The sequence below is a fragment of the Anaerotignum sp. MSJ-24 genome, assembly GCF_018918145.1.
GTDB lineage: Bacteria > Bacillota > Clostridia > Lachnospirales > Anaerotignaceae > Metalachnospira.
Genome location: NZ_JAHLPX010000007.1, coordinates 200,424 through 221,810, shown reverse-complemented (window position 1 = coordinate 221,810; position 21,387 = coordinate 200,424). Strand labels below are relative to the sequence as shown.

Annotated in this window: 16 protein-coding genes; 1 reads left to right on the top strand and 15 read right to left on the bottom strand. The window is 38.2% G+C overall.

Features of this window, described 5'->3' with window-relative positions; translation table 11 throughout:
• Positions 1–51: 51 nt before the first annotated feature.
• The 11 genes from KQI66_RS07295 to KQI66_RS07245 form a co-directional block, all read right to left on the bottom strand.
• Positions 52–984: a copper amine oxidase N-terminal domain-containing protein gene (locus tag KQI66_RS07295; RefSeq protein WP_216428153.1), complete on the bottom strand. Its 933-nt coding sequence runs from the start codon at positions 982–984 to the stop codon at positions 52–54.
• A gap of 36 nt (positions 985–1,020) precedes the next feature.
• Positions 1,021–1,989 (bottom strand): copper amine oxidase N-terminal domain-containing protein, encoded by a 969-nt coding sequence (locus tag KQI66_RS07290; RefSeq protein WP_216428151.1) that lies wholly within the window; start codon positions 1,987–1,989, stop codon positions 1,021–1,023.
• 151 nt (positions 1,990–2,140) lie between these two features.
• Positions 2,141–4,321, bottom strand: coding sequence for a copper amine oxidase N-terminal domain-containing protein (locus tag KQI66_RS07285; RefSeq protein ID WP_216428150.1), 2,181 nt, complete (start codon positions 4,319–4,321; stop codon positions 2,141–2,143).
• A gap of 369 nt (positions 4,322–4,690) precedes the next feature.
• Positions 4,691–5,689: an ATP-binding protein gene (locus KQI66_RS07280; protein WP_216428148.1), complete on the bottom strand. Its 999-nt coding sequence runs from the start codon at positions 5,687–5,689 to the stop codon at positions 4,691–4,693.
• Entirely contained in the window at positions 5,673–6,680 is a 1,008-nt protein-coding gene (locus KQI66_RS07275) for a DnaD domain-containing protein (protein ID WP_216428147.1), read from the bottom strand. Before KQI66_RS07275 ends, KQI66_RS07280 begins: the two co-directional genes overlap by 17 nt.
• A 147-nt stretch (positions 6,681–6,827) precedes the next feature.
• Positions 6,828–8,015, bottom strand: coding sequence for an AI-2E family transporter (locus KQI66_RS07270; protein ID WP_216428144.1), 1,188 nt, complete (start codon positions 8,013–8,015; stop codon positions 6,828–6,830).
• A gap of 185 nt (positions 8,016–8,200) precedes the next feature.
• Positions 8,201–10,444, bottom strand: coding sequence for a copper amine oxidase N-terminal domain-containing protein (locus KQI66_RS07265; RefSeq protein WP_216428143.1), 2,244 nt, complete (start codon positions 10,442–10,444; stop codon positions 8,201–8,203).
• A gap of 303 nt (positions 10,445–10,747) precedes the next feature.
• A complete protein-coding gene (gene lpdA / locus KQI66_RS07260) occupies positions 10,748–12,421 on the bottom strand; it encodes a dihydrolipoyl dehydrogenase (protein WP_216428141.1) in 1,674 nt (557 codons plus the stop codon).
• 253 nt (positions 12,422–12,674) lie between these two features.
• The gene (locus KQI66_RS07255; RefSeq protein ID WP_216428139.1) at positions 12,675–13,061 is read right to left on the bottom strand and encodes a cupin domain-containing protein; all 387 of its coding nucleotides are present in this window, start codon (positions 13,059–13,061) and stop codon (positions 12,675–12,677) included.
• A gap of 31 nt (positions 13,062–13,092) precedes the next feature.
• Entirely contained in the window at positions 13,093–13,536 is a 444-nt protein-coding gene (locus KQI66_RS07250) for an OsmC family protein (RefSeq protein WP_216428138.1), read from the bottom strand.
• A 32-nt stretch (positions 13,537–13,568) separates the two neighbouring features.
• Positions 13,569–13,952 carry a cupin domain-containing protein gene (locus KQI66_RS07245; RefSeq protein ID WP_216428137.1) on the bottom strand — a complete coding sequence of 128 codons (384 nt, stop codon included), beginning with the start codon at positions 13,950–13,952 and terminating at the stop codon, positions 13,569–13,571.
• A 142-nt stretch (positions 13,953–14,094) separates the two neighbouring features.
• On the opposite strand from KQI66_RS07245, the gene KQI66_RS07240 reads away from it, so the two are divergent.
• Positions 14,095–15,087, top strand: a complete 993-nt coding sequence (locus KQI66_RS07240; protein WP_216428136.1) for a lipoate--protein ligase — start codon at positions 14,095–14,097, stop codon at positions 15,085–15,087.
• A gap of 60 nt (positions 15,088–15,147) precedes the next feature.
• On the opposite strand, the gene KQI66_RS07235 is transcribed toward KQI66_RS07240, so the two are convergent.
• The 4 genes from KQI66_RS07235 to KQI66_RS07220 form a co-directional block, all read right to left on the bottom strand.
• On the bottom strand, positions 15,148–16,326 hold the full coding sequence (locus KQI66_RS07235) for a CaiB/BaiF CoA transferase family protein (RefSeq protein ID WP_216428135.1): 1,179 nt from the start codon (positions 16,324–16,326) through the stop codon (positions 15,148–15,150).
• Between the two features lie 152 nt (positions 16,327–16,478).
• Positions 16,479–19,199: an SbcC/MukB-like Walker B domain-containing protein gene (locus tag KQI66_RS07230; protein WP_216428134.1), complete on the bottom strand. Its 2,721-nt coding sequence runs from the start codon at positions 19,197–19,199 to the stop codon at positions 16,479–16,481.
• On the bottom strand, positions 19,196–20,401 hold the full coding sequence (locus tag KQI66_RS07225; protein WP_216428133.1) for a metallophosphoesterase family protein: 1,206 nt from the start codon (positions 20,399–20,401) through the stop codon (positions 19,196–19,198). The genes KQI66_RS07230 and KQI66_RS07225 overlap by 4 nt, the downstream gene beginning before the upstream one ends.
• Complete coding sequence (locus KQI66_RS07220; protein ID WP_216428131.1) at positions 20,398–21,306, bottom strand: LysR family transcriptional regulator; 909 nt, start codon at positions 21,304–21,306, stop codon at positions 20,398–20,400. Before KQI66_RS07220 ends, KQI66_RS07225 begins: the two co-directional genes overlap by 4 nt.
• Positions 21,307–21,387 lie beyond the last annotated feature (81 nt).

Below are 21,387 nucleotides of genomic sequence, written 5' to 3'. Positions count from 1 at the left end.
TTTTAAAAATAACGGCTCCAACCCAAATCAGTTGAAAGCCGTTTTGAATGCTTAATCCAAATAATAGTCAAATGTAGCTGTTCTTGTTGCGGTATCCCATTCGAGATTTTCAATATCGAATATCTTTTCCAAATCTCTTATAGGTATAAATGTTCTGCCGTCACTTATTTCCGGTGCGGAATTGAGAGGTGTGGCATAGTCATTTACAAACATTCTCTTATCGTTAACGGTCATAACCGTTTTATCCTCACCGTTATATATCGTTATTGTCTTTTCCGCTCCGTTCCAGTAAATTTCGGAACCGAATATTTCCGATACGGCTCTGAGCGGAATTTTTACATATCCGTCATAGCCTATAAATGCCGGAACATCAGCCTTAATTTCCTTATCATCTGCATAGATAACATTTGAGCCTATCGTTATTTTTGCCTTATGCTTTTCATGCACCGGAGTTTCCTCTTCCGGATCTTCCGCATCATCCCATGCAGTGTTTTCCTCAACAATAAAATCAATATCTCTGTTGTTGCTTATTGTAAGTCCTACATTTCCGTACTCTGCGGCACTTGCACTGAACATAATCTGGGCATATTTATCAATCATGTTTTCCGGAACAACAACTCTTACATAATCATCCCCTGTCGGTAAAAATGCCATGCCCTTAAGGCTTCCGTCCGCAAGTCCTGTCTCTATTTCTTCTCTTGTAAGCTCCTTTTTTGAATCTGTAAGATAAACAGGCATATAGTTGCCCTTATCGTCCTTTGCAAACTTTCCGTTCACAAGAGTTATTTTAAGCGAAGCATGGTTTCTTACCAAGCCGTAGCCCGTTGATTTAAGTGTTATATATTTATTGAATACGGTATCGACACCGTATATTCTCGATTCACCGTAAATACCTATTTTTACTGCCGCAAAAGCCGAAAAAGGAAGCATTGTAACCATTGCCGCCGCCATTGCCGCAGTTATCAATTTCTGTTTTGCCTTCATAAATACACCCCCAAAACTAATACCTTCTATACGATTTTAATTTAATGTTACTGTTTTTGTTTCCTCATTCCAATCAATTTTTGAAATTGAAAGTGCATTTGCAATATCTCTGACCGGTATAAATGCTCTGCCGTCTTTTATCTCCACACTTGTATTCATAGGCACAACAGTTCCGTTGATGTACATATTTCTGCTGCCTACGCTGAATGAAACAACTCTTTGTCCACGCATAACCGTTATGCTCTTTGTTGCGTCGTTCCAGCTTACATTTGCGTCCAGAGCCTCGGAAACCGCTCTTAACGGGAGCATTGTATATCCTTCTTCATTTATATATGCCGGTGCATCCAGAGCAATCAGATTCATACCGGATTTAATTTTTTCTTCGCCTACGCCGATTTTTATTTCCTTCACAACCGTTGAATCGTCGTTATCTCTTCCGGATGTAACAACATTTACATAATCATTGCTTACAATTACAGGTTCATATTCGAAAACACCGTTTTTGTCATAATCTTCTTTATTATCGGAAGAATTCTGCCATAAGGTTTCTCCGTTGCCTGTATACACGCTTTCAAGCTTATATTCTCCGTTGGGAAGTGTTCTGTTGAGATACATTTTAAGACCGCTTATCTCCATAACCGACGGCTCTGTTGATTCATCAATTATTGTTATGACTATATATGAGCATTTGTCAGAATATTTCTTTAAATCCTCATCGGATACATCGGTAGCTCTCTTAAGTCCGGCTTTGTTTGTTATTTCCGCCTCTGCCTCAATATCTCCCTGTATTACATTGAGCTTAATATCGCCTTCAAGCTCTATTCTGTCAACCGAAAGTATAAGATGGCTGTTCTTTTTGAACATACCTTCCTCTGCCTCTGTTATAAGTATATTGTCAGCCTCAACATTTCTGCTGTCTATAAGAACATCAGCCGCAAACGCATTTGTCGTAAATGATGACAAAAGCATAAATGCAGCCAAAAATGATGCTATTTTATATTTCATAATTATACCACCTCGTATTTTTAGTATATCAGATTTATTTTCAAAAATAAACAAAATATGAAAAAAAGCTCCACGATAAAAACCGTGGAGCCAAATCACAAAAGGAGTAAAAAGTAAATTTATGAATTGAAAATTGTCTTAATTTTTAAAATCAGTTAAGTGTAACTGTACCCGACGCTTCTGTCCAGTTTACTGCACTTATACCAATGGCGTTTGCTAAATCCCTTACAGGAAGGAATGTTCTTTCATTTGTGATTGCAGCAGATGTATTCATTGATACAGGTGTACCGTTGATATACATTGTCTTTGAGCCGATTGTCATAGAAATAATTCTCTGTCCGCTGAGAACTGTTACTGTCTTAGTTGCATCGTCCCAGTTTACTGTTGCGCCGAAAGCCTCTGCAATGGCTCTTACAGGGAGCATTGTGTAGTTTTCGCTGTTGATGTATGCAGGAGCATCAAGCTTGATTGTATCTGTACCGGCTGTCATTGTTGATGCACCGACTGTAATGATTATTTTTCTCTTTGTCATTGAATCGTCCTGGTCACGACCTGATGTAATTACGTTTACATAGTCCTTGTTTACAGTGATTTCCTTGTACTTGAATAAACCGCTTTCGTCATAATTAGCCTTTGCCGATGCTGAGTTTTCCCAGAGAATGTTAATAGGTTTTGAATCTTTTTTGTTTGTATCGGCTACGTTTGTAAGTGCATATCCGCCTACCGGAAGAGTTCTGTCAAGGTAAAGCTCAAGTCCGCTAATAACAATTGTTGATGCCTCTGAAGAATCATCATTTACCTTTAATTCAAGATACGATGTATCTCTGCCTTTGTTAATATCTACATCAACATCAATATTGCCTTCTGTTACCTCTACTTTGCCATTATCTTCGAAGTCCATTTTTTCAACTGCAAGAAGAATTGAATCATTCTTCTTAAGTATGCCTTCTTCTGCTTCTTTAATAACAATGTCATTTACAGGAACATATCTGTAATCGATAAGTACGTCCTTTGTCTTTGCTTCGATTGTATAAGGTGCTTTAACTGTAGCTACCTTTAATGTCTTATCATCGAACTGTCCGCCAAGCTTAACATTAACATCACCTGAGAATGTTGGAGCGGCATTGATTACAAACTGAATTTCCAAATCTGTCTTATCTGATTCCGAACCCTTTGAGTAGTTCCAGATAGATACTACATTTTCATCAATTTCGTATCTGAAATCATTCTTTACACCTGATACCTTAACACCGTTAATGCTGTCAATATCCACAACCTCGATACCTTCGGGGAATGTAAATGTAGCTTTTCTTGATGTATTGAGAATATCGCCTGTGTTTTCTTCAACAGATACCTTAAGCGTGTTATAATCGTCATTCTTAGCACCTGCATAAATAACAGGAAGGTCTTTATCCTCTACCGAATATGTTACAGCCTCTTTTACCATTTTTGCAACTTCAAGCTTTGTTGATGTGAAATCCTTTGAAGAAACTGTGATTGATGCAACATCGCCGGTCTTGCAGCCCTTCTTTGTCTTAAGCTCGATACCGGAGATTGTCATATCCTTACGCATATTGTCCTTTACAAAATCGCCCTTGAAGCTGATTTTGATTTCATTTGCTGTTACATTAACATCGGCATCAATATTCTGGTTAAGGAATGATACCTTAGGATCTGTACTTGTCACAAATTCGTAGTTGCCCTTTAATTTAAGTGTAATGTCGTTTCCTTTAAGAAGTCCGCTTACAAGCTCATTGATTGTAATATCTTTAATTACAGCTTTATTGTCTGCATCCTCAACAAAAACCTTTGTTCCTTCGGACTCAACCTTAATTTTATCGCCATAAGCTGTTGCTATAACCTCTTTTGCTGTTTTGAATGCGCTTACGTTACTTGTGAATGTAGCAACTACATCGCCAACCTCATTTGCTGTTGCCGCAATTGCGAGTACACAAGCTTCTGCCGGAAGACCTTCTTTGGACTGATTGAAAATATCGCTGTTGAGTGTTACGGTTGCTGTTGTATCGTTTTTAATTGAAATCTTTTCGATACCTGTTCCAAGCTTGTAACCGTCAGCCTCCATTATATAATCATCGTTGTCGTCCTTTGCAAACTTACCGTTTGTAAGCTTGAGATTAACGTCAAATGTTGAACCTGTTCCGACGTCAACCTGGTCATTGCCCTTCTTAAGCTCTACTCGTGAAGTAAAATCTGAATCGACGGCTGTTGAAATCTCATCTACTACTGTGATTTTAGTTGATGCAAATGCAACTGAAGGTACAGCTGCAACAGTCATAATAGCCGCAAGCACTAAAGCTAATTTCTTTTTCATTCTGTTCTCCTCCTTAATATTTTTGTATAAACAAATAACACAATGAAAATAGCATCAGCATCAAATCCAATAGCTTTAAACTATAAGCGTCAGTACCAAGGGGTATGTTGTCGGGGTGCCCAAATATACATAACACCAAGCTTGCTTTTTCTTTGATTGCTTAAGCTTAACTGCATTATAGCAAATGATTTTTTGATTTCAATAGGTTACGGTAAACTGTAATATATCCTTAATATTAGACAATTTTTCTTAAGAATTATGTCAGATATTTGTTCAATTCTGTTACAGAAATTTAAAAAATGCCCGAATTTCGGTATTTTTATCCTTTTAGATAATTCCGCAATCCGGGCACAAATTTGCATTATAAATTTACTGTTCAATCAATTTTTTCTTTATTCTTATATCCTCACCGTAAAGCGTAAGGAACTCAAAACTATCAGTAAGACGTGAAAGAACTCGGTCTGAATACTGTGTTTTTATTCCGTCAAGCATCATATTTGTTGATATAACCGTTGACCTTTCGCCTACTATACGCTCATTCAGTATATTGAATATCTGCGAACCTGTCAGTACCGTAGGAAACTCAGTTCCGAGGTCGTCTATTATAAGAAGATCAACCGTAATCAGGTCATCATAAAACGAAGACATTTCCGCTTCATCACTGTTATTAAACTGTTCCTCCTGCAATGTCTTAAAAAGTCTTCCGGCAGAAATATATATTACCGTATATCCTCTTTCAAGAACATATCTTGCTATTGAATTGCACAGAAATGTCTTTCCCAATCCGGTCTTTCCCATGAGCAATATATTGGAATGTTCGCTTTCAAAGCATTCCGCAAACTTCATACAGGACATATAGACCAAACGCATATTATCATAATAAGACAGTCCGTTTTCAGCCTTCATCGTCTTTGAATAATAATCAAGACGGAAATTGTTGAATGTTTCTCTTTCGGAAGAATCATTAAGAAGTGCCTTGCCATATGCCTTATCTATAAGATATTGTCTGAAACAGGTACATTCCTTGCCGTCCACAAAGCCCGTATCGTGGCATTTCGGACATCTATATGCCTTGTCAAAATAATCTTCTGTAATGCCTATTCGGCTGTATGCCATACTTTTTTCCAGATTAAGCTTTGCAAGCATTTTTTTCAGCTCATCGGATATTTCCTGTTTTTTATCAGGATGTTTTATTATTTTCTTTGCTGCCTCAAAGCCGGCATTATTTATTTTTTTATCAATAAGCCCTAATTCCGGATTTTCGTCATAGAGCCTTTTTTTCATATCATTTTTAACAGCCTCAGAGGTGCTTTTTACGGCATCATAATCCCTGAGTGCCGATTTATATATATCAGTTCTTATTGCCATCGCCTGCATCTCCTAAGTTTTGTGTAAGCTCCTTAAATTTGAGCCTGCTCAGCACATCATAATCCCATTCATGCTCTTCATAATTCGTAAACTTTGTTGATTTAACATTTGTTCCGGAGCTTTTTGCCGTATATGCCGTACTGCCTTTATCTTTTTTATTAAAAAATCTCTCGTCTTCCTGCTTTGCCATTTCAAGAGAATTTATTCCTTTTTTCTCCCATGAACTGAATATTTTATCGGCATAAGGAAACGGATTTCCGTTGCCGACAGCCATTGCTGCTTTTTCACAGCCGAAAAGGACAAGATCAATCGGCATTTTATCCACCCATTTTTTCATATACTCAACCTGCTTTTCCACAGGAGATTTTCCCGAAAGTCCGAGTGAACGCATTATTCTTGAATATGTACCGTTATATTTTTCGATATATTCAAGTGCCGCTTTAGCTGTGTTTATGCCGCTGTCAGCCCATGCTATCGCAACCTTTTCGATATACCGCATATTTTTGTGGTCATTATCACAGCAATACTGTATCAATATTTCTATAACACTCAGCGGCAAACCGAGCCAGTCATGGAAGCTGAATATCGTTTCAATATCATATCTTCCTATGATCTTTCCCATAGCAGACTTTGCACTGTCCACAAGCCCTTTAAATTCAGCATTATGTTTAAGATAATACTCTATTTCGTCCTGAGCATATGATGGTTTATCCGATACAATATGAGTTATCTTTGTAACCGGCTGAATAATTCTTTGTTTTCTTAAAACTTCGCCGTTATCTTCCCAAAATTTAATTGCACGTTTTATATCTCCCTCTGTCATGCCAAGGCTTTGTGCAAGCTGTTCATCGGTAAAGTATTCATTGCCTTCCTGTATAAATTTCTGGGCACAGATATATACCAACGTATAAGCAGTAGGTGCCGAAGCCATGTACTTCTCCAAAAATCCGTTATTTATTATTGTTTTTGCACCCGTTTCCTTCTGTGCCATAAAAATCAATCCTTTCAGTTATATGATTATATCATTTCAACTCACGCCCTGCAAGTAACCGCTGAACATAAAAACACTCTGCTCCTATACCTGTCACAAAGTACAAAAACAGAGTGCAAAAATGAAATAAAACATCTATTTTATAATCTAATTAAATACTTTTTTCTCGCCTTCCTCTATCATATCCTCCCGTCCGTTTCGTTTAAGTCCGAAATAGACAAGCTTTCCGATAACATCATATATTACCGCAAACAGAGGAACACCGATCACCATTCCTATAAAGCCCCACATACCGCCGAAAAGCAATATGGAGAACAATACCCAGAAGCTCGAAAGTCCGGTTTTGTTTCCGAGTATCTTCGGGCCTATTATGTTTCCGTCAATCTGCTGTAAAACAATGATGAAAATAACAAACCAGACCGTCTTTATCGGCGATTCAATCAATATAAGCAATGCCGACGGAATAGCACCGATAAACGGACCGAAAAACGGTATTATGTTTGTTACTCCGATTATAACCGAAATAAGCATTGCATTGGGAAAATCGAAAAGACGGCAGCATATATAGCATATTACACCGATAATCGCCGAATCCAATATTTTGCCGTTCAAAAAGCCTACAAACACACTATCCGCAAATATAAGCTCTTCATTTATCATGTCATACCATTTAGGTTTGAATATACTTGCAAGAATAAGTCTGAAATGTTTTTTGAAGTTTCTTCTTGCAGTAAGCAGATATACCGCAACAACAATTCCTATAAATGAGTCCTTAACAAACATAAGGCTGTTTAATATTCCCGTTCCTACGCCTTCTATAACGCTCTGCAAATTAGGCTGCAAAACATTTGTGATCCAGTCGGTGAAAAAGACTTTCGCTTGTTCATATATATCATTTATATATTTTCCGTATATTGACTCATGCTCAACAACATTATCAAGCCATGTAGAAGCATCATCAAGCTTAGACGGAACTATATTTATCAGCGTCATAATACTTGAGAAAACCTGAGGAATAATAATCATAAGTATCAAATAAACAATAACTATCGCTGAAATCATACTCAAAGCAACAGCCAATAAATTTATTGTCTTACGTTTTTTTATTTTCGTATGCTTAATCAAAAATCTTTCGTAAAAATTGCATATCGGTCTAAGAAGATATGTGATACAGGCACCATAAATAATCGGCCTTACTATTGACATAAGCTTTGATATTACACCACCGAACTCCTCAAATTTAAAAATAATAAAGAAGAATATTATACTCAGTGCAATAGCTCCAAATATGGTAATCATCCAGCTTAAATATGGTTTTTTCTTTTTATCGTCCAATGTATCACCTCGTAGTTAAGTAAAATATATGTCAAAAAACGAATTACTCTTATTATAGTTTCTAATATTACTATATTCAACAAAAACTTTTAATATTTTAAAAATATTAATATTTGGGCACAAAAAATCCCCTCCGTAAAACGGAGGGGATAAATCCTATGTTAAATTAAATTAATTCGGATTAATTAGTTAAGTGTAACTGTACCTGAAGCTTCTGTCCAGTTGATTGCACTGATACCAAGTGAGTTAGCAAGATCTCTTACAGGGATGAATGTTCTGTCATTAACGATTGCTGCTGTTGTGTTCATAGCAACAGGTGTACCGTTGATGTACATTGTTCTTGATCCGATTGTCATAGAGATGATTCTCTGTCCGCTGAGTACTGTTACTGTTCTTGATGCTGCATCCCAGTTAACTGTTGCACCGAATGCTTCTGAGATTGCTCTTACAGGAAGCATTGTGTAGTTTTCGCTGTTGATGTATGCAGGAGCGTCAAGGTTAACTGTTTCTGTTCCAACTGACATTGTTGAAGCGCCAACTGTGATGATGATCTTCTTGTTTGTTGTAGAGTCATCCTGGTCACGAGCTGATGTGATAACATCAACATAGCTGTCGTTTACTGTAACTGCTTTGTACTTGAATACTGCAAGGTATGCTTCATCTGTTGAAGCCTCTGCATCATATTCATCTTTGTCAGGTGAAGAGTTTTCCCAGAGAATGTTGATAGCGCCATCATTCTGTCTGTTGTATCCACCTAAGTTCTGAAGAGCATATCCACCTACAGGAAGAGTTCTGTCAAGGTAGAGTTCAAGACCGCTGATAACGATTGTTGAAGCCTCTGTTGACTCGTCGTTTACTGTTAATGTAAGTAATGCCTTGTCAAATCTTGTTTCATAAAGGCTAGCTGAAGGATAGTTGTCGTCGATATCAACATCAACATCGATGTCACCTTCTGTAACTTCTACTTTACCAGCATCTTCGAAGTCCATCTTTTCAACGCCAAGGATGATCTGATCGTCTTCTTTAAGGATACCTTCTTCAGCTTCTGTAATAACGATGTCGTTTACAGGTACATATCTGTAGTCGATAAGTACTTCGCTTGTCTTAGCTGTTACTGTGTAAGGAGCTTTAACTGTAGCTACCTTAAGTGTTACGTCGTCGAACTGTCCGCCGAGTGTAACGTTTACATCACCTGAGAATGTAGGTGCTGCATTAAGGATAAATTTAACATCGAGGTCTGTCTTCTTTGATTCCTCATTGTTCTTTGAGTAGTTCTTGATTGTTACAACGTTTTCGTCGATTTCATATGTGAAGTCGTCATTTCCGTTGCCTGAGAATTCAGCGTCTGCTACTTCGATTCCTTCAGGGAATGTGAATGTAGCTTTTCTTGATGTGTTAAGGATATCGCCTGTGTTTTCTTCGATTGATAACTTAAGTGTGTTTGTGTCGTCGTTGTAAGCACCTGCCCAGATCTGAGGAAGGTCTTTGTCTTCAACTGAGTATGTTACAGCTTCTTTAACCATCTTAGCAACCTCAAGCTTAACGTTTGAGAATTCCTTTGATGAAGCCATTGATGATACTGTGATTGTAGCTACATCGCCAGCTTTGCATTTCTTAGCTGTCTTTACAGTAACGCCTGAGATAGTCATATCTGTAAGCATGTTAGGTGTGAAGTTATCATGTGTGAAGTCGATCTGGATTTCATCATCATCGACAATTGTAGCTGTAGCTGCTACGCCATCCTCGTTAAGGAATGTAACTGTGCCAGCTTCTGTGAACTTCCAGTTTCCGCTGAGCTTAAGTTTGATTGAACCGCCCTTAAGTACGTCGGGTGTAAGTTCGTTGATTGTGATGTCTTTAAGTGCTTTTTCATCTTCTGTAGCATCTTCAACAAAAGTCTTAACGCCTTCTGTTTCGATTGTAACCTTACCTGTCTGAACGTTTGCGATTACTTCTGAAGCTGTTTTGAATGCTGTTACGTTGCTTGTAAATTTAACAACTACATCGCCAACTTCGCCTGATTTAACGATTAAAGGAAGTACACAAGCATCGCCAGCTTTGCCAGCTACCTGATTAAATGTTTTAGCATCAAGTGTAATCTTAGCCTTTGTGTTGCTCATGATTTCAACATCCGTAACGCCTGTTGTTGTGCCTAAGTAGCCAGCTTCTTCCATCTGGTAGTCATTGTCATCGTCATCATCAACGTATGCAAATGTACCGTTTGTAAGTGTTGCGTATACATCGAATGTTTCGCCTTCGATATCTACCTGGTCGTTGTTCTTTTTAAGCTCAACTCTTGATGTGAAGATCTTGTCTGTGCCAACTTTGATCTCATCAACAGCTGTGAGCTTTGTGGATGCAAATGCAGTAGCAGGGACCATTGCAACTGTCATGATTGCAGCCATAATTAAAGCCAATTTCTTTTTCATTGCTTTTCCTCCTTAAATTTTAAAAGTACATTGGTTTATACCGATTAATCAATATACTTGACATTTACGCTTTCACTGACAACTTTGTCGGGATAGCTGCCGGTTCCGGCATTCCTGTCACATATACTTATATTTTATCCAAGCCTAAAATAAAGTCAATAGATTCGGAGGTTTTGTAACATAACTGTAACACGCCTGAAATTTTTGTTACATAACGGGCATTTTTATTCCATTTTATGTTAAATAAAAAAGGAGAAAGCCATTAATGACCTTCTCCGTAAATCATAATTTCAATTTGATATTTTATCCGTGTATCGCTCTTCCGTCGGCAGATAATGCCGCCTCTCTTACAGCCTCACCGACCGTAGGATGTGCATGGATTGTCTTTATAATATCCTCAATGCCGGCATTCATGCTTATCGCAAGTGCACCTTCCGCAATAAGGTCTGTTGCTCTCGGGCCGACCATCTGCATACCGAGTATTTTCTTTGAACGGCTATGTGCAATAATTTTTACAAAGCCTTCTCCGCCGTTCATTATAATTGATTTGCCGTTTCCGCCGAGATTGAAATATCCGACAGTGTATGCAATTCCGGCTTTCTTAGCTTTTTCCTCATCATAGCCGACAGATGCCATTTCCGGCTGTGTGTAAACGCAGGCAGGATTTGTCTTTGCGCTGAATGTGCTGTCATGTCCCATTGCGTTTTCTGCGGCTGTTTCACCCTGTGCAGATGCAACATGAGCAAGCATTATTCCGCCTGTGCAGTCACCGATAGCATATATATTTCTTATATTTGTTTCCATTGCATCGTTTACTTTTATTGCACCACGTTCGTTTTCTATGCCTGCCGCATCAAGATTAAGTGCTACCGTTGCCGGCTTTCTTCCTATACATACAAGAACCTTTTCAGCCTCAACGGTTGACTTAACTCCGTCTTTCTCTACATTAACAACAGCTGTTTCTCCTTTATCTTCAATAGAAACTACCTTTGTAGATGTAAGAATATCGGCATTGTTCTTTATAAGTGATTTCTCAGCAAGCTTGACCATGTCCTCGTCCATATTCATAACAAGTCTCGGAAGCATTTCTATTATTGTAATTTTTGTTCCGAAAGCACTGTATGCGGTAGCCATTTCAACGCCGATAACACCGCCGCCGATAACAGCCATTGACTTAGGCACTCTATCGAGCGATAATGCCGCTGTGCTGTCTATGCACTGAGGAGAATTAATTCCTTCGATAGGCACAACCGCCGGAACCGAACCGGCCGCAATTATATATTTGTCAGCTTTAAACTCCTGTTCACCGTCCGCTGTTTTTATTACAAGAGTTGTCTTGTCTTTAAATGAAGCTTCTCCGTCAATAACCTTTATATCATTGTTTGAAAGAAGTCCTTTAACGCCGTTTACAAGTCTGTTTACAACTGCATTTTTGTTTTCCATCACCTTGACGAAATCGAGCTTAGGCTCAGCAATAACACCAATGCCTGCACCTTTTTTTGCTTCTTCCATAACCTCCGCACTGTGAAGAAGTGCTTTTGTCGGAATACAGCCTTCGTTAAGACAAGTACCGCCGATATGCTGTTTTTCTATAAGAGTTACCTCTGCACCGAGCTGTGCCGCTCTTATTGCCGCAACATATCCTCCGGGGCCGCCGCCGATTACGGCAACAGTTGTTTTTTCGGCTGTTTCTTCTGTTTCTTCTGCCTTTACGGGAATAAGCTCCTCAAAGCTTTCGCCGGGTTCACCGATTATAGCAACAGGCTCGCCGCATTTAAGCTTGTCACCGACATTTGCCAATATTTTGAGAATTGTTCCTTCGTCCTCAGACTCGGCAGAGCCGCCCATCTTTCCTGCCTCAACATCATAGAGAACGTCACCTTTTTTTATTTTGTCACCTTCATTAAAATACCAGTTGATTATTTTTCCTTCTTTCATAACAACCGATAATTTAGGTAAAGTGAGAAGTTTTGCCATTTTTACCACCTCATAACACTAAAATTTCGTAAAATACAAGGCGGTCATAGACCGCCCTATAAAATTAAGCACCAACTTTCAATAGCAGAAAGGGTTCGGGAAGCTGCAAGCGTCCCGAATGGAATCCATCCAGTTCATGACTTTTGCTTTGCAAAAGTTGCCTACGGCAACCGCACTGTCTTGTGCGGTCAATAGACGGAATTCACTTCCGTCGAGGAGAATTAAAAATTTTGCCTTATGGCGTTTCACGCCATTAACATCCCTTGCCCATAAGTAAAGGACTTACATCGCCTTCGGGAGGAACTATACAAAGGAAACAGAAGTTTTCTGTTGCCGATGAATTGTAGTTATAGTGAGGATGATCTCCGGGAACGTGTACCCAGTCGCCTCTCTTTACGGGATATTCAACACCGTCAATACAGAATACACCCTCTCCGTCATAGATAACTACCCAATGAGGCCAAGGATGTGTATGAGGCTCCTTTTCGCCTGCGCCGGGTTTAAGATCAAAACATCTCATTACATAATCGGGCCAGAAATGAAGAGGTCCGAATACTACTTTTTTAGAAGCATTTTCGATAAAGTTACCGGGTGCTTCGGGTAAATCAGTAATTTTTCCAACATATTTTACTTCGCTCATTGTACTCTCTCCTTATGTATAAAATTTAAAATTATTTTTCCACTTCAACCTTTGCATGTGCAATTTCTACACCGTTCTTAACCGAGTCTTCAACAGGGCATCTGATTTCAACAAGGTCTATAAGCTGCTGAACCATTGCAGGATCTGCGTCTGATTTAATTTTTATGTGTGAACGGATATTTGTATAACCGGGTCTGAATTTTGCATATCCCATAAATCCGGCTGAATCCATATCTCCTTCTACTTCGATTGACATTTCGTCAATTTTAATTCCCATTGATTCCGCATAGATAGAAGTTGAAATTGTCTGACAAGCTGCAATGCTTCCGAGAAGCATTTCAACGGGATTCATTCCTGTGTCTTCGCCGCCGCCTTCGATAGGCTCGTCAACCTTAATTTTATGTCCTCTTGCTGTTACCTCAACGCCGAGGTCGCCAACCTTTTTACCTGATACTTTATAAGTCTTTTCGTACATTTATATAATCTCCTTCAAAAATATATTTGTCATCAGCAGCCCTTAGAACCTGCAAGTGTGGGGTTTACATCGCCTTCGGGAGGAACGATGCAAAGGAATACAAAATGCTCTTTATCAGAAGCATTATAGAAGTTGTGAGGAACTCCGCTGGGAACATGACACCATGTTCCTCTTTCAACTGGATACTCTTTTCCGTCGATGTTGAAAATTCCATTGCCTTCAAAAACAACCATCCAATGACACCATTCATGTGTATGCGGCTCATGTGAACCTGCGCTGGGTTCAAGGTCAAAACATCTTAAAACATAATCAGGCCAGAAATGTGTCGGTCCGAAAACAACCTTTTTAGATGAATTAGGCATAAAGTTGCCAAGTGCCTCGGGTAATTCAGTAATTTTTCCTACATATTCGCTCATTAATACTTCCTCCTCATAAAATAATATATAGAATTAAGTCTTATATTGCAGAACTGATTGTGATATAATCATAGCACATTAACAAAAAACGGTCAATTTTGTTATGTAAATAACAATATTTTTATTAAAGAGGGGAACGTATATGCTTAACAAACTTTTTTTCATTGATAACAGATGTACAAATCCGTATTTTAATCTTGCACTCGAAGAATATTTACTGAAAAATATTTCAGATAAAAACTTTATGCTTTTATGGCAGAACGACAACACCATTGTTATAGGGATAAACCAGAATGCAGCCGAAGAAATCAATTTCGACTATGTAAAAGAGAACAATATAACGGTGGTAAGAAGAACAACCGGAGGCGGTGCTGTATACCATGATTTAGGCAATATCAACTTTTCATTCATTACAAATCTTGACGAAAAAAGCGGATTTACAATAAACGATTTTGTACAGCCGATAATAAGAGCATTGGCATCAATGGGCATAACCGCATCGGCTGACGGACGAAACGACATAACCGTTAACGGGCGAAAAATTTCAGGCAATGCACAGAGATTATATAAAAACAGAATACTTCATCACGGAACGCTTTTATTTGACTCGAATGTTAAAAAAATATCATCTTCACTTAAGGTTAAACCGGAAAAGTTCACTTCAAAAAGCACAAAATCTGTCGAAAGCCGAGTTGCAAACATATCGGATTACCTTCAGGAAGGCACAACAATCAATGATTTTCGTGAAATGCTGTTGAAATCAATCCGTACCGAATCGGATATAGAGGAATATAAGCTTTCTGATGAAGAAATCAGAGAAGTAACTGAACTGAGTAAAAAATATGCCGAGCCGGCATGGACATTCAGAAACGCTCAGCCTATGAAAATACACGCAAGCCGACATTTTGACGGCGGAATAATTGAAATAAATATGAATGTCGAAAAAGATAAAATAACTGAATGTAAGGTTTTCGGAGATTTTATGGCGGTAAAGGATATATCCGAATTAGAAAAGGCTCTCGAAAATACAGAATTTTCACCCGTTGCAATAAAAGAAAGGCTTTTAAATCTGCCATTAAAAGAAATTCTCGGAGAAATAACCGCAGATGAATTTGTAAACTGCATATTCGGATAAAATTAATGGAGCTGTGAATAACAGCTCCATTTGCTTTATAAAAATCTATTTTTCGACTTATTATTTAAATACTCCCTTAGCCTCAAGATCCGAGTAATCAAGACCAAGCTTGTCGATAATTTCTTTTGTATGATAGCCTACGGGATAGCCGGCAAATTTATATTCGCAAGGGCATTCCGAAAGCTTGATTGATGTTGCAAGCTGTTTAACCTTTACGCCGTCATGGAGAGGAAGGTCAACATCAACAACCATTTTTCTGTCTTTAACCTGCTCGTCCTCAAGAAGAGCCTCTTTAAGGTTGAGTACAGGCTGAACGCAGGCATCGTATTTGCTGAATACCTCTACCCATTCGTCCATTGTCTTTGTCTTGAATATTCCTCTGATTTCAGCCTTAACCTCATCAACATTTTCGGGCCATACTGTGCCTTCGATTAAGTCCTCACGGCCGATTGCCATACAAAAGTCTTTCCAGAACTTAGGCTCAAGAGAACCAACGCTCATATAACGTCCGTCCTTTGTTTCATAGAAGTCATACATACAGCCGCCGTTAAGTCTTTCGCCTTCACGTTTAGGTTCTTCGCCGGATACAAGGAAGCTTGCGCCGTCAAGTGAGTTGAAAGGAACACAGCCGTCCATCATTGCTACGTCTATGTACTGGCCTTTGCCTGTATTTCTTCTGTAATTAACAGCCGCAAGAATACCGATAACGGAGTTAAGTGAACCAACAGCAATATCTGCAATCTGGAAGTTCATAAGAGAAGGTCCGCCGACCTTTCTTCCTGCATGAGAAATGATACCGCTTCTTGACATATAATTAATGTCATGTCCGGCTGCATCTCTGAGAGGGCCGCTCTGGCCATATCCTGTGAGTGAGCAATAGATTACTCCGGGATTAACTGCTTTTAAATCTTCATAGCCAAGACCAAGCTTGTCCATAACACCTGGTCTGAACTGTTCAAGAACTATATCATACTCTTTTACGAGTTCTTTAACGATTTTCTTTCCTTCCTCTGTCTTAAGATTAAGGAACATTGTTTTCTTGTTTCTTCCGAGCCAAGCCTGACAAGCTGATATGCCTGTATCATCTATGAAAGGCGGATAGTCAAGTACTATATCCGGTTTGCTTGCTGAGCTTACCTTAAGAACATCAGCACCCATATCTGCAAGCATAAGTGTTGCGTAAGGTCCCGGAAGTAATGTTGAAAAATCCAAAACTTTTAAACCATCTAAAGATCCCATATTTTTATCCTCCTATGATTGTATAATTATATTCTCCCAAGCATTATTTTATATCATTATGAGATTTTTTTCTATTATCAGATTAGACAATTAGCGAATTTGTCACTATGACATAACATACTATGTCTTCAATAATAATGTTTAAGTAATTCTTAACAAATCATTTTAACGATACTTCCATGCTCTCCCGGAGATGCCGGAATTACCTCAAGCTTAACCGGCAGCTGCTCCTTTACCGCATCAACATGGGTTATCACACCGACAGTCATTCCGGAACCGATTAATGTATTCAGAGAGTTCATAACCGTTTCAAGTGTATTATGATCAAGTGTTCCGAAGCCTTCGTCCAAGAAGAAAAACCTCATCGGTGCATTGCTTCTCATTTGTATTCTGTTGGAGAGCGAAAGTGCCAATGCAAAGGACGTAAGGAACACTTCTCCGCCGGAAAGCGTATTTGGATAGCGTTTTCTGCCTCCGCAGAAATCATCTCGTATTATAAATTCTCCGTCAAGTATTTCTATGGCATATCTTCCGCCGCTTATTTTTTTCAGTCTTTCAGATGCGTCGGCGGCAATATATCTCAACTGGTTTTCCGCCATATACTCAACAAATTTGTTGCCCTGTACAAGCTTTGAAAGCTCATTGAGCATATCATGTCTGTGACTGCTCTTTTTAAGCTCGGCATTCAGCTTTTCAACCTCCGAAAGATTTTCTTTCATTCTGACAAGCTCTTTGGAAACGACCGCATAGCTGTTTGATAAAGCTGTCTGCCTGTTTTCAAGCTCATACACATTGTTTTTTATTACTTGCAGCTCTTCCTCTGTTATATATCTTTCTCCGAGCTGTGATTTATAATCCTTAATATTATCCTCTGCAAGATTTTTTCGTCTTGAATAATCCGAAACAAATTCCAGTGCATATTCCGTTTCTTTGATAATATTGCCTATATTATCAATATTTCTTTCGCCCATAAGCTTTCTTATTTCGTTTTTGTTGTTTGATATTATTTCATCACAGCTTATAATTTTGTTTTCGCATATCTTTATATCGGACTCACAGTTTTTGATACTTTCGTCCAAAGCTTTTATTTTGTTTTCATGCTGTTCTGTATTTCTTTCTGCTGTCTTTTTCTGCTTTGAAAGCATTTCATATTTTCCGGTTACGTCATCATTTTCCTTTTTCAGTCCGTTATTGATTTTTATAAGCTCAGAATATTTTTCCTTTTCGGTTTCATACTCAGCTTTTAACACATCAATATTTTTTCCTTCAATAACTGTACTGTACTTGGAAAGTTCCTCTGTTTTGCTTTTTATAATTCCTTCCAAATTACCCTTTTCTCCTTGCAATTCCCGTAAACGTTTTATATATTTTTCTCCGTTTGATTTAAGCTTTTTCAGTCTGCTTTCATATGCTGAAATCACAGTGGTTTCTATCTCCTTTGCCGGATTTGGATGGACATAAGAACCGCATACCGGACATGGCTCGTTTTCCGAAAGCCTTGCCGAAAGCACCGCCGCAATATTGGCATTTTTTAAATTTTCAATATCTTTCTCGGTTTTATCAATATTGTTATTATTTTCTTCTATTATTCCGTTTCCCTTTGCAATATTTTTATTTGTTCCTTCAAGCTCTTTTTTCTTTGTATTTATTTCTGCGTTCAATCCGGCAATCATTTTGACTGCTTTGTCTGCCTCGGAATATTCGTTTTTCTTGGCATTTAACAGATTATTGGCTGAATTAAGCCTGTCCGAAGATTCAAAAAGCCTTTTTGCAATATCACTTTTTATTTTCTCAAGCTCTTCAAGCCCTTCGGAAATACTTTTTTCATTTTCCTTTAACTCATCTAATTTAAGCTGTAAAGCACTTTTATTTTCAACCGATGTCTTATAATTTTCCTCAGAATGTTTTTTGCTTATAATCGCATTTTTCTTTTTGCTTTCCTCGGATTTTATATTTTCCGAAAGCTTTTCAGCCTGTTTAAAATCGTTCAAAATTTTATTAAGACCGTTTACCGTAAGACTGTCGGCAGATATATTATTTTTCTCTGCATATTCGTCAAGCTGTTTTTTCTCTTTTTCCAGCTTTTCAAGCTCGGAATTATATTTTTTTATATTTTCCGCAAGCTCAAATATCTTCTCTGCGTCCGCAAGCTTTTCTTTTTCTGCGGCAAACTCCGTTTTTGTCTTTTCTAAAATGCTTTTTATTCCGTTAAGTTCTTTTTCATTTTCACTGTATATTTCGCTGTTCAGCTCACCGTAAACCTCTATTTTGGATTTTATGGAATTAAGCTTATCCGATTCCTTGGAAAATTCATCACGTATTTTATACCAAAGAAGTGTGCCGTATTTTTCAAGTCCGAATATTTTTTCAAGCATCATTCTTCTTTCTTTTCCTTTTATTTGGAGAAGAAATTCACTGAATTTGCCCTGTGGCAGAACAACTGTCCTTGTGAAATCCTCATAGGATAAGCCGATAAGCTCTTTTATTTTTTTATCGACCTCTCTCGTTTTGTCTGCGATGACCATTATGTTCTCTTTGCCTTCGGTCAGCCTTGCAAGCACAGCCTTCTTTTCTTCTTTATCGGTTCTTTTGAAAGATCTCTCTACCGTATAATATCTTTCGCCTGCACTGTCCTCAATAACAAACTCAAAAACAACTCTTGCCGTTGATGATTCCTTATTGATAAATTCATTTGTGTTTTTGGAAAGCTCTCCGTAAAGTGCAATGGTCATGGCATCAAGAATGGAGCTTTTTCCGCTTCCTGTGTTTCCGACTATTCCGAACAAGCCTTCCTTAGACAGCTTTTCAAAGTCAACAATCTGTTCATCGGTAAAGCTGTTTATGCCCTTAATTTTTAATTTAACCGGTTTCATTTAACTTCACCGTCCTCTCCGAAAACAGATAAAAACAGCTCTGTTATTTCTTCATTTGGCTCTGCACCCTTAAGTTTTTTATAAAAATCCATAAAGCTGTCCTTGAGCAAAAGCTCTTCTCTTTCTTCGACATTTACCAAATCATTATCATTTTCCATTATCGGAACAATATCCATAATGTCCTTTTTCAAAAGCTTCATTTCGTGTATTTCTTCAAGAGATATTACTCTGTCGGTTTTTATTTCTATATAAACATAACAGCTTCTTCCGCTGTTTTCCCTGCATTTTTCTATTGCCTCCGCAACAGAATTCACCTTCCATATTTCAATTGGCTTACTGCTGCTTATAGGAATTGATTTTATTTTCGCCTTTTCTCCGGCATGAATTTCGACTATATTGACAGCCTTTGAATAAACCGCTTCCTCTTTGCTGTACGGAAGTGGTGAACCGCTGTAATAAGCTCTTTTATCCGTACCGGAAACGGTCTGCGGTCTGTGAAGATGTCCGAGTGCTATATACTGCGCTTTTTCAGGAAAGGCGTTTGCTTTTACCGAATAACTTCCACCAAGCTGTATACTTCTTTCGCTTCCGCTTTCTTTGCCGCCTAAAGTATATAAATGAGCCATAACTATATTTATAGTATCGTTTTCAAACCTTTCCGAAAGCTTAGAAAGAAGTTCTGCAATCTTATCCGAATAGCTTTCCGCATTTTCTTCTTCGCTGTCACTTTTACCTATTATTTCGTCTATTCTTCGGTCGGTAACATACGGCAGAAGTGCAATTACCGCCGTTTCTCCGTTTTTGTTTATAACTGCAGTTCCGTTTTCAGCTGTTATTTCATATCCGTTATATTTTTCATTTATGTTAAAATCAAACGGTCTGCCGGATACAAGAACTCCGTAAGGCTTTAAAATATCCGCTCCGGCAAGAAGTCTGTCCGGACTGTCGTGGTTTCCTGCTATAACCATAACGGGAGTTTTTCCATTTTGTGCAAGCCTTACGGCAGAATTAAAAAACATATTTTCTGCCATTGCCGAAGGATTTGATGTATCGTATATATCTCCGGATATAAGTATAATATCAACATTTTCATCTTTTGCTATCTCGGCTATTTCATCAATAAATTCCTGTTGTTCCTCATATCGTGTTATATTGTTGAGAGTTTTTCCCAAATGCCAGTCAGATGTATGCAGTATTTTCATTTACATTCCTCCTGTTTCAAGCCGAGCATATCGACAAATCTTTTTGCCGCATAGGACAACGCAACATTTTTCAGCTTAACCAAACCGACCGATCTCGGCGGCAGCTCCGGAGAAACCGGAATTTCAAATATGCTTTCGTTATCAATGGACATATTGTCAAATTCACGGATTATAAAAGTAAGTCCAAGATTTATTTTTGCGAACTGAATAAGCAGATCATAGCTTGCAAGCTCAATTATAGGCTTAAGTATAACTCCGTTGTCCATGGCAAATCTGTCAAGCTGTCGTCTTGTATTGCTCATATCCTCCAAAAGCAGGAGCGGATAATCCGAAAGCTCGCTCAGCTTAAGTCCGTTTTTAACAAGATGTCTGTATTTTGTTCCGCCGATAAGGCAATCATGTATTTTGATACATTCCGTTATTTCCAGATCATCACTGTTTTCAATGGGAAGGTTTATAAAGCACATATCTATCGCACCGCTTTTAAGCAATCTTAATGACTCATTTGTTGTTTTATTAGTAACCTTAATTCTAACATCGGGATAACGATAGCTGAAATTTTCTATAAATGGCATTAAATATCCGCCGATAACAATATCGCTTGCACCTATTCGTATTTCGCCCTTTTCAAGCCTTGCCATTTCAAGATATTTATGCTCTGCCGTTTCTATCATGCTCAAGGCTCTTTCAAGATAGACATAAAGCACCTCTCCTTCAGGTGTAGGGCGGACTCCCTTTGTCGTTCTGATAAGAAGCGGACTTCCGAGTTTTTCTTCAAGCTGTTTAACAGCCATGCTCACAGCCGGCTGTGATATATAAAGCTCCTTTGCCGCCGCAGACATATTTCCCGTTTTAACAACCGTGCAGAAAATTTTATAGGAATCAAGAGATATACCGTTATCCATAATTTATATTCACCTCTACAAACATAATTAATCTTTATATCATAACATTGCCATATCAGATTTATTTATATTAATTATATC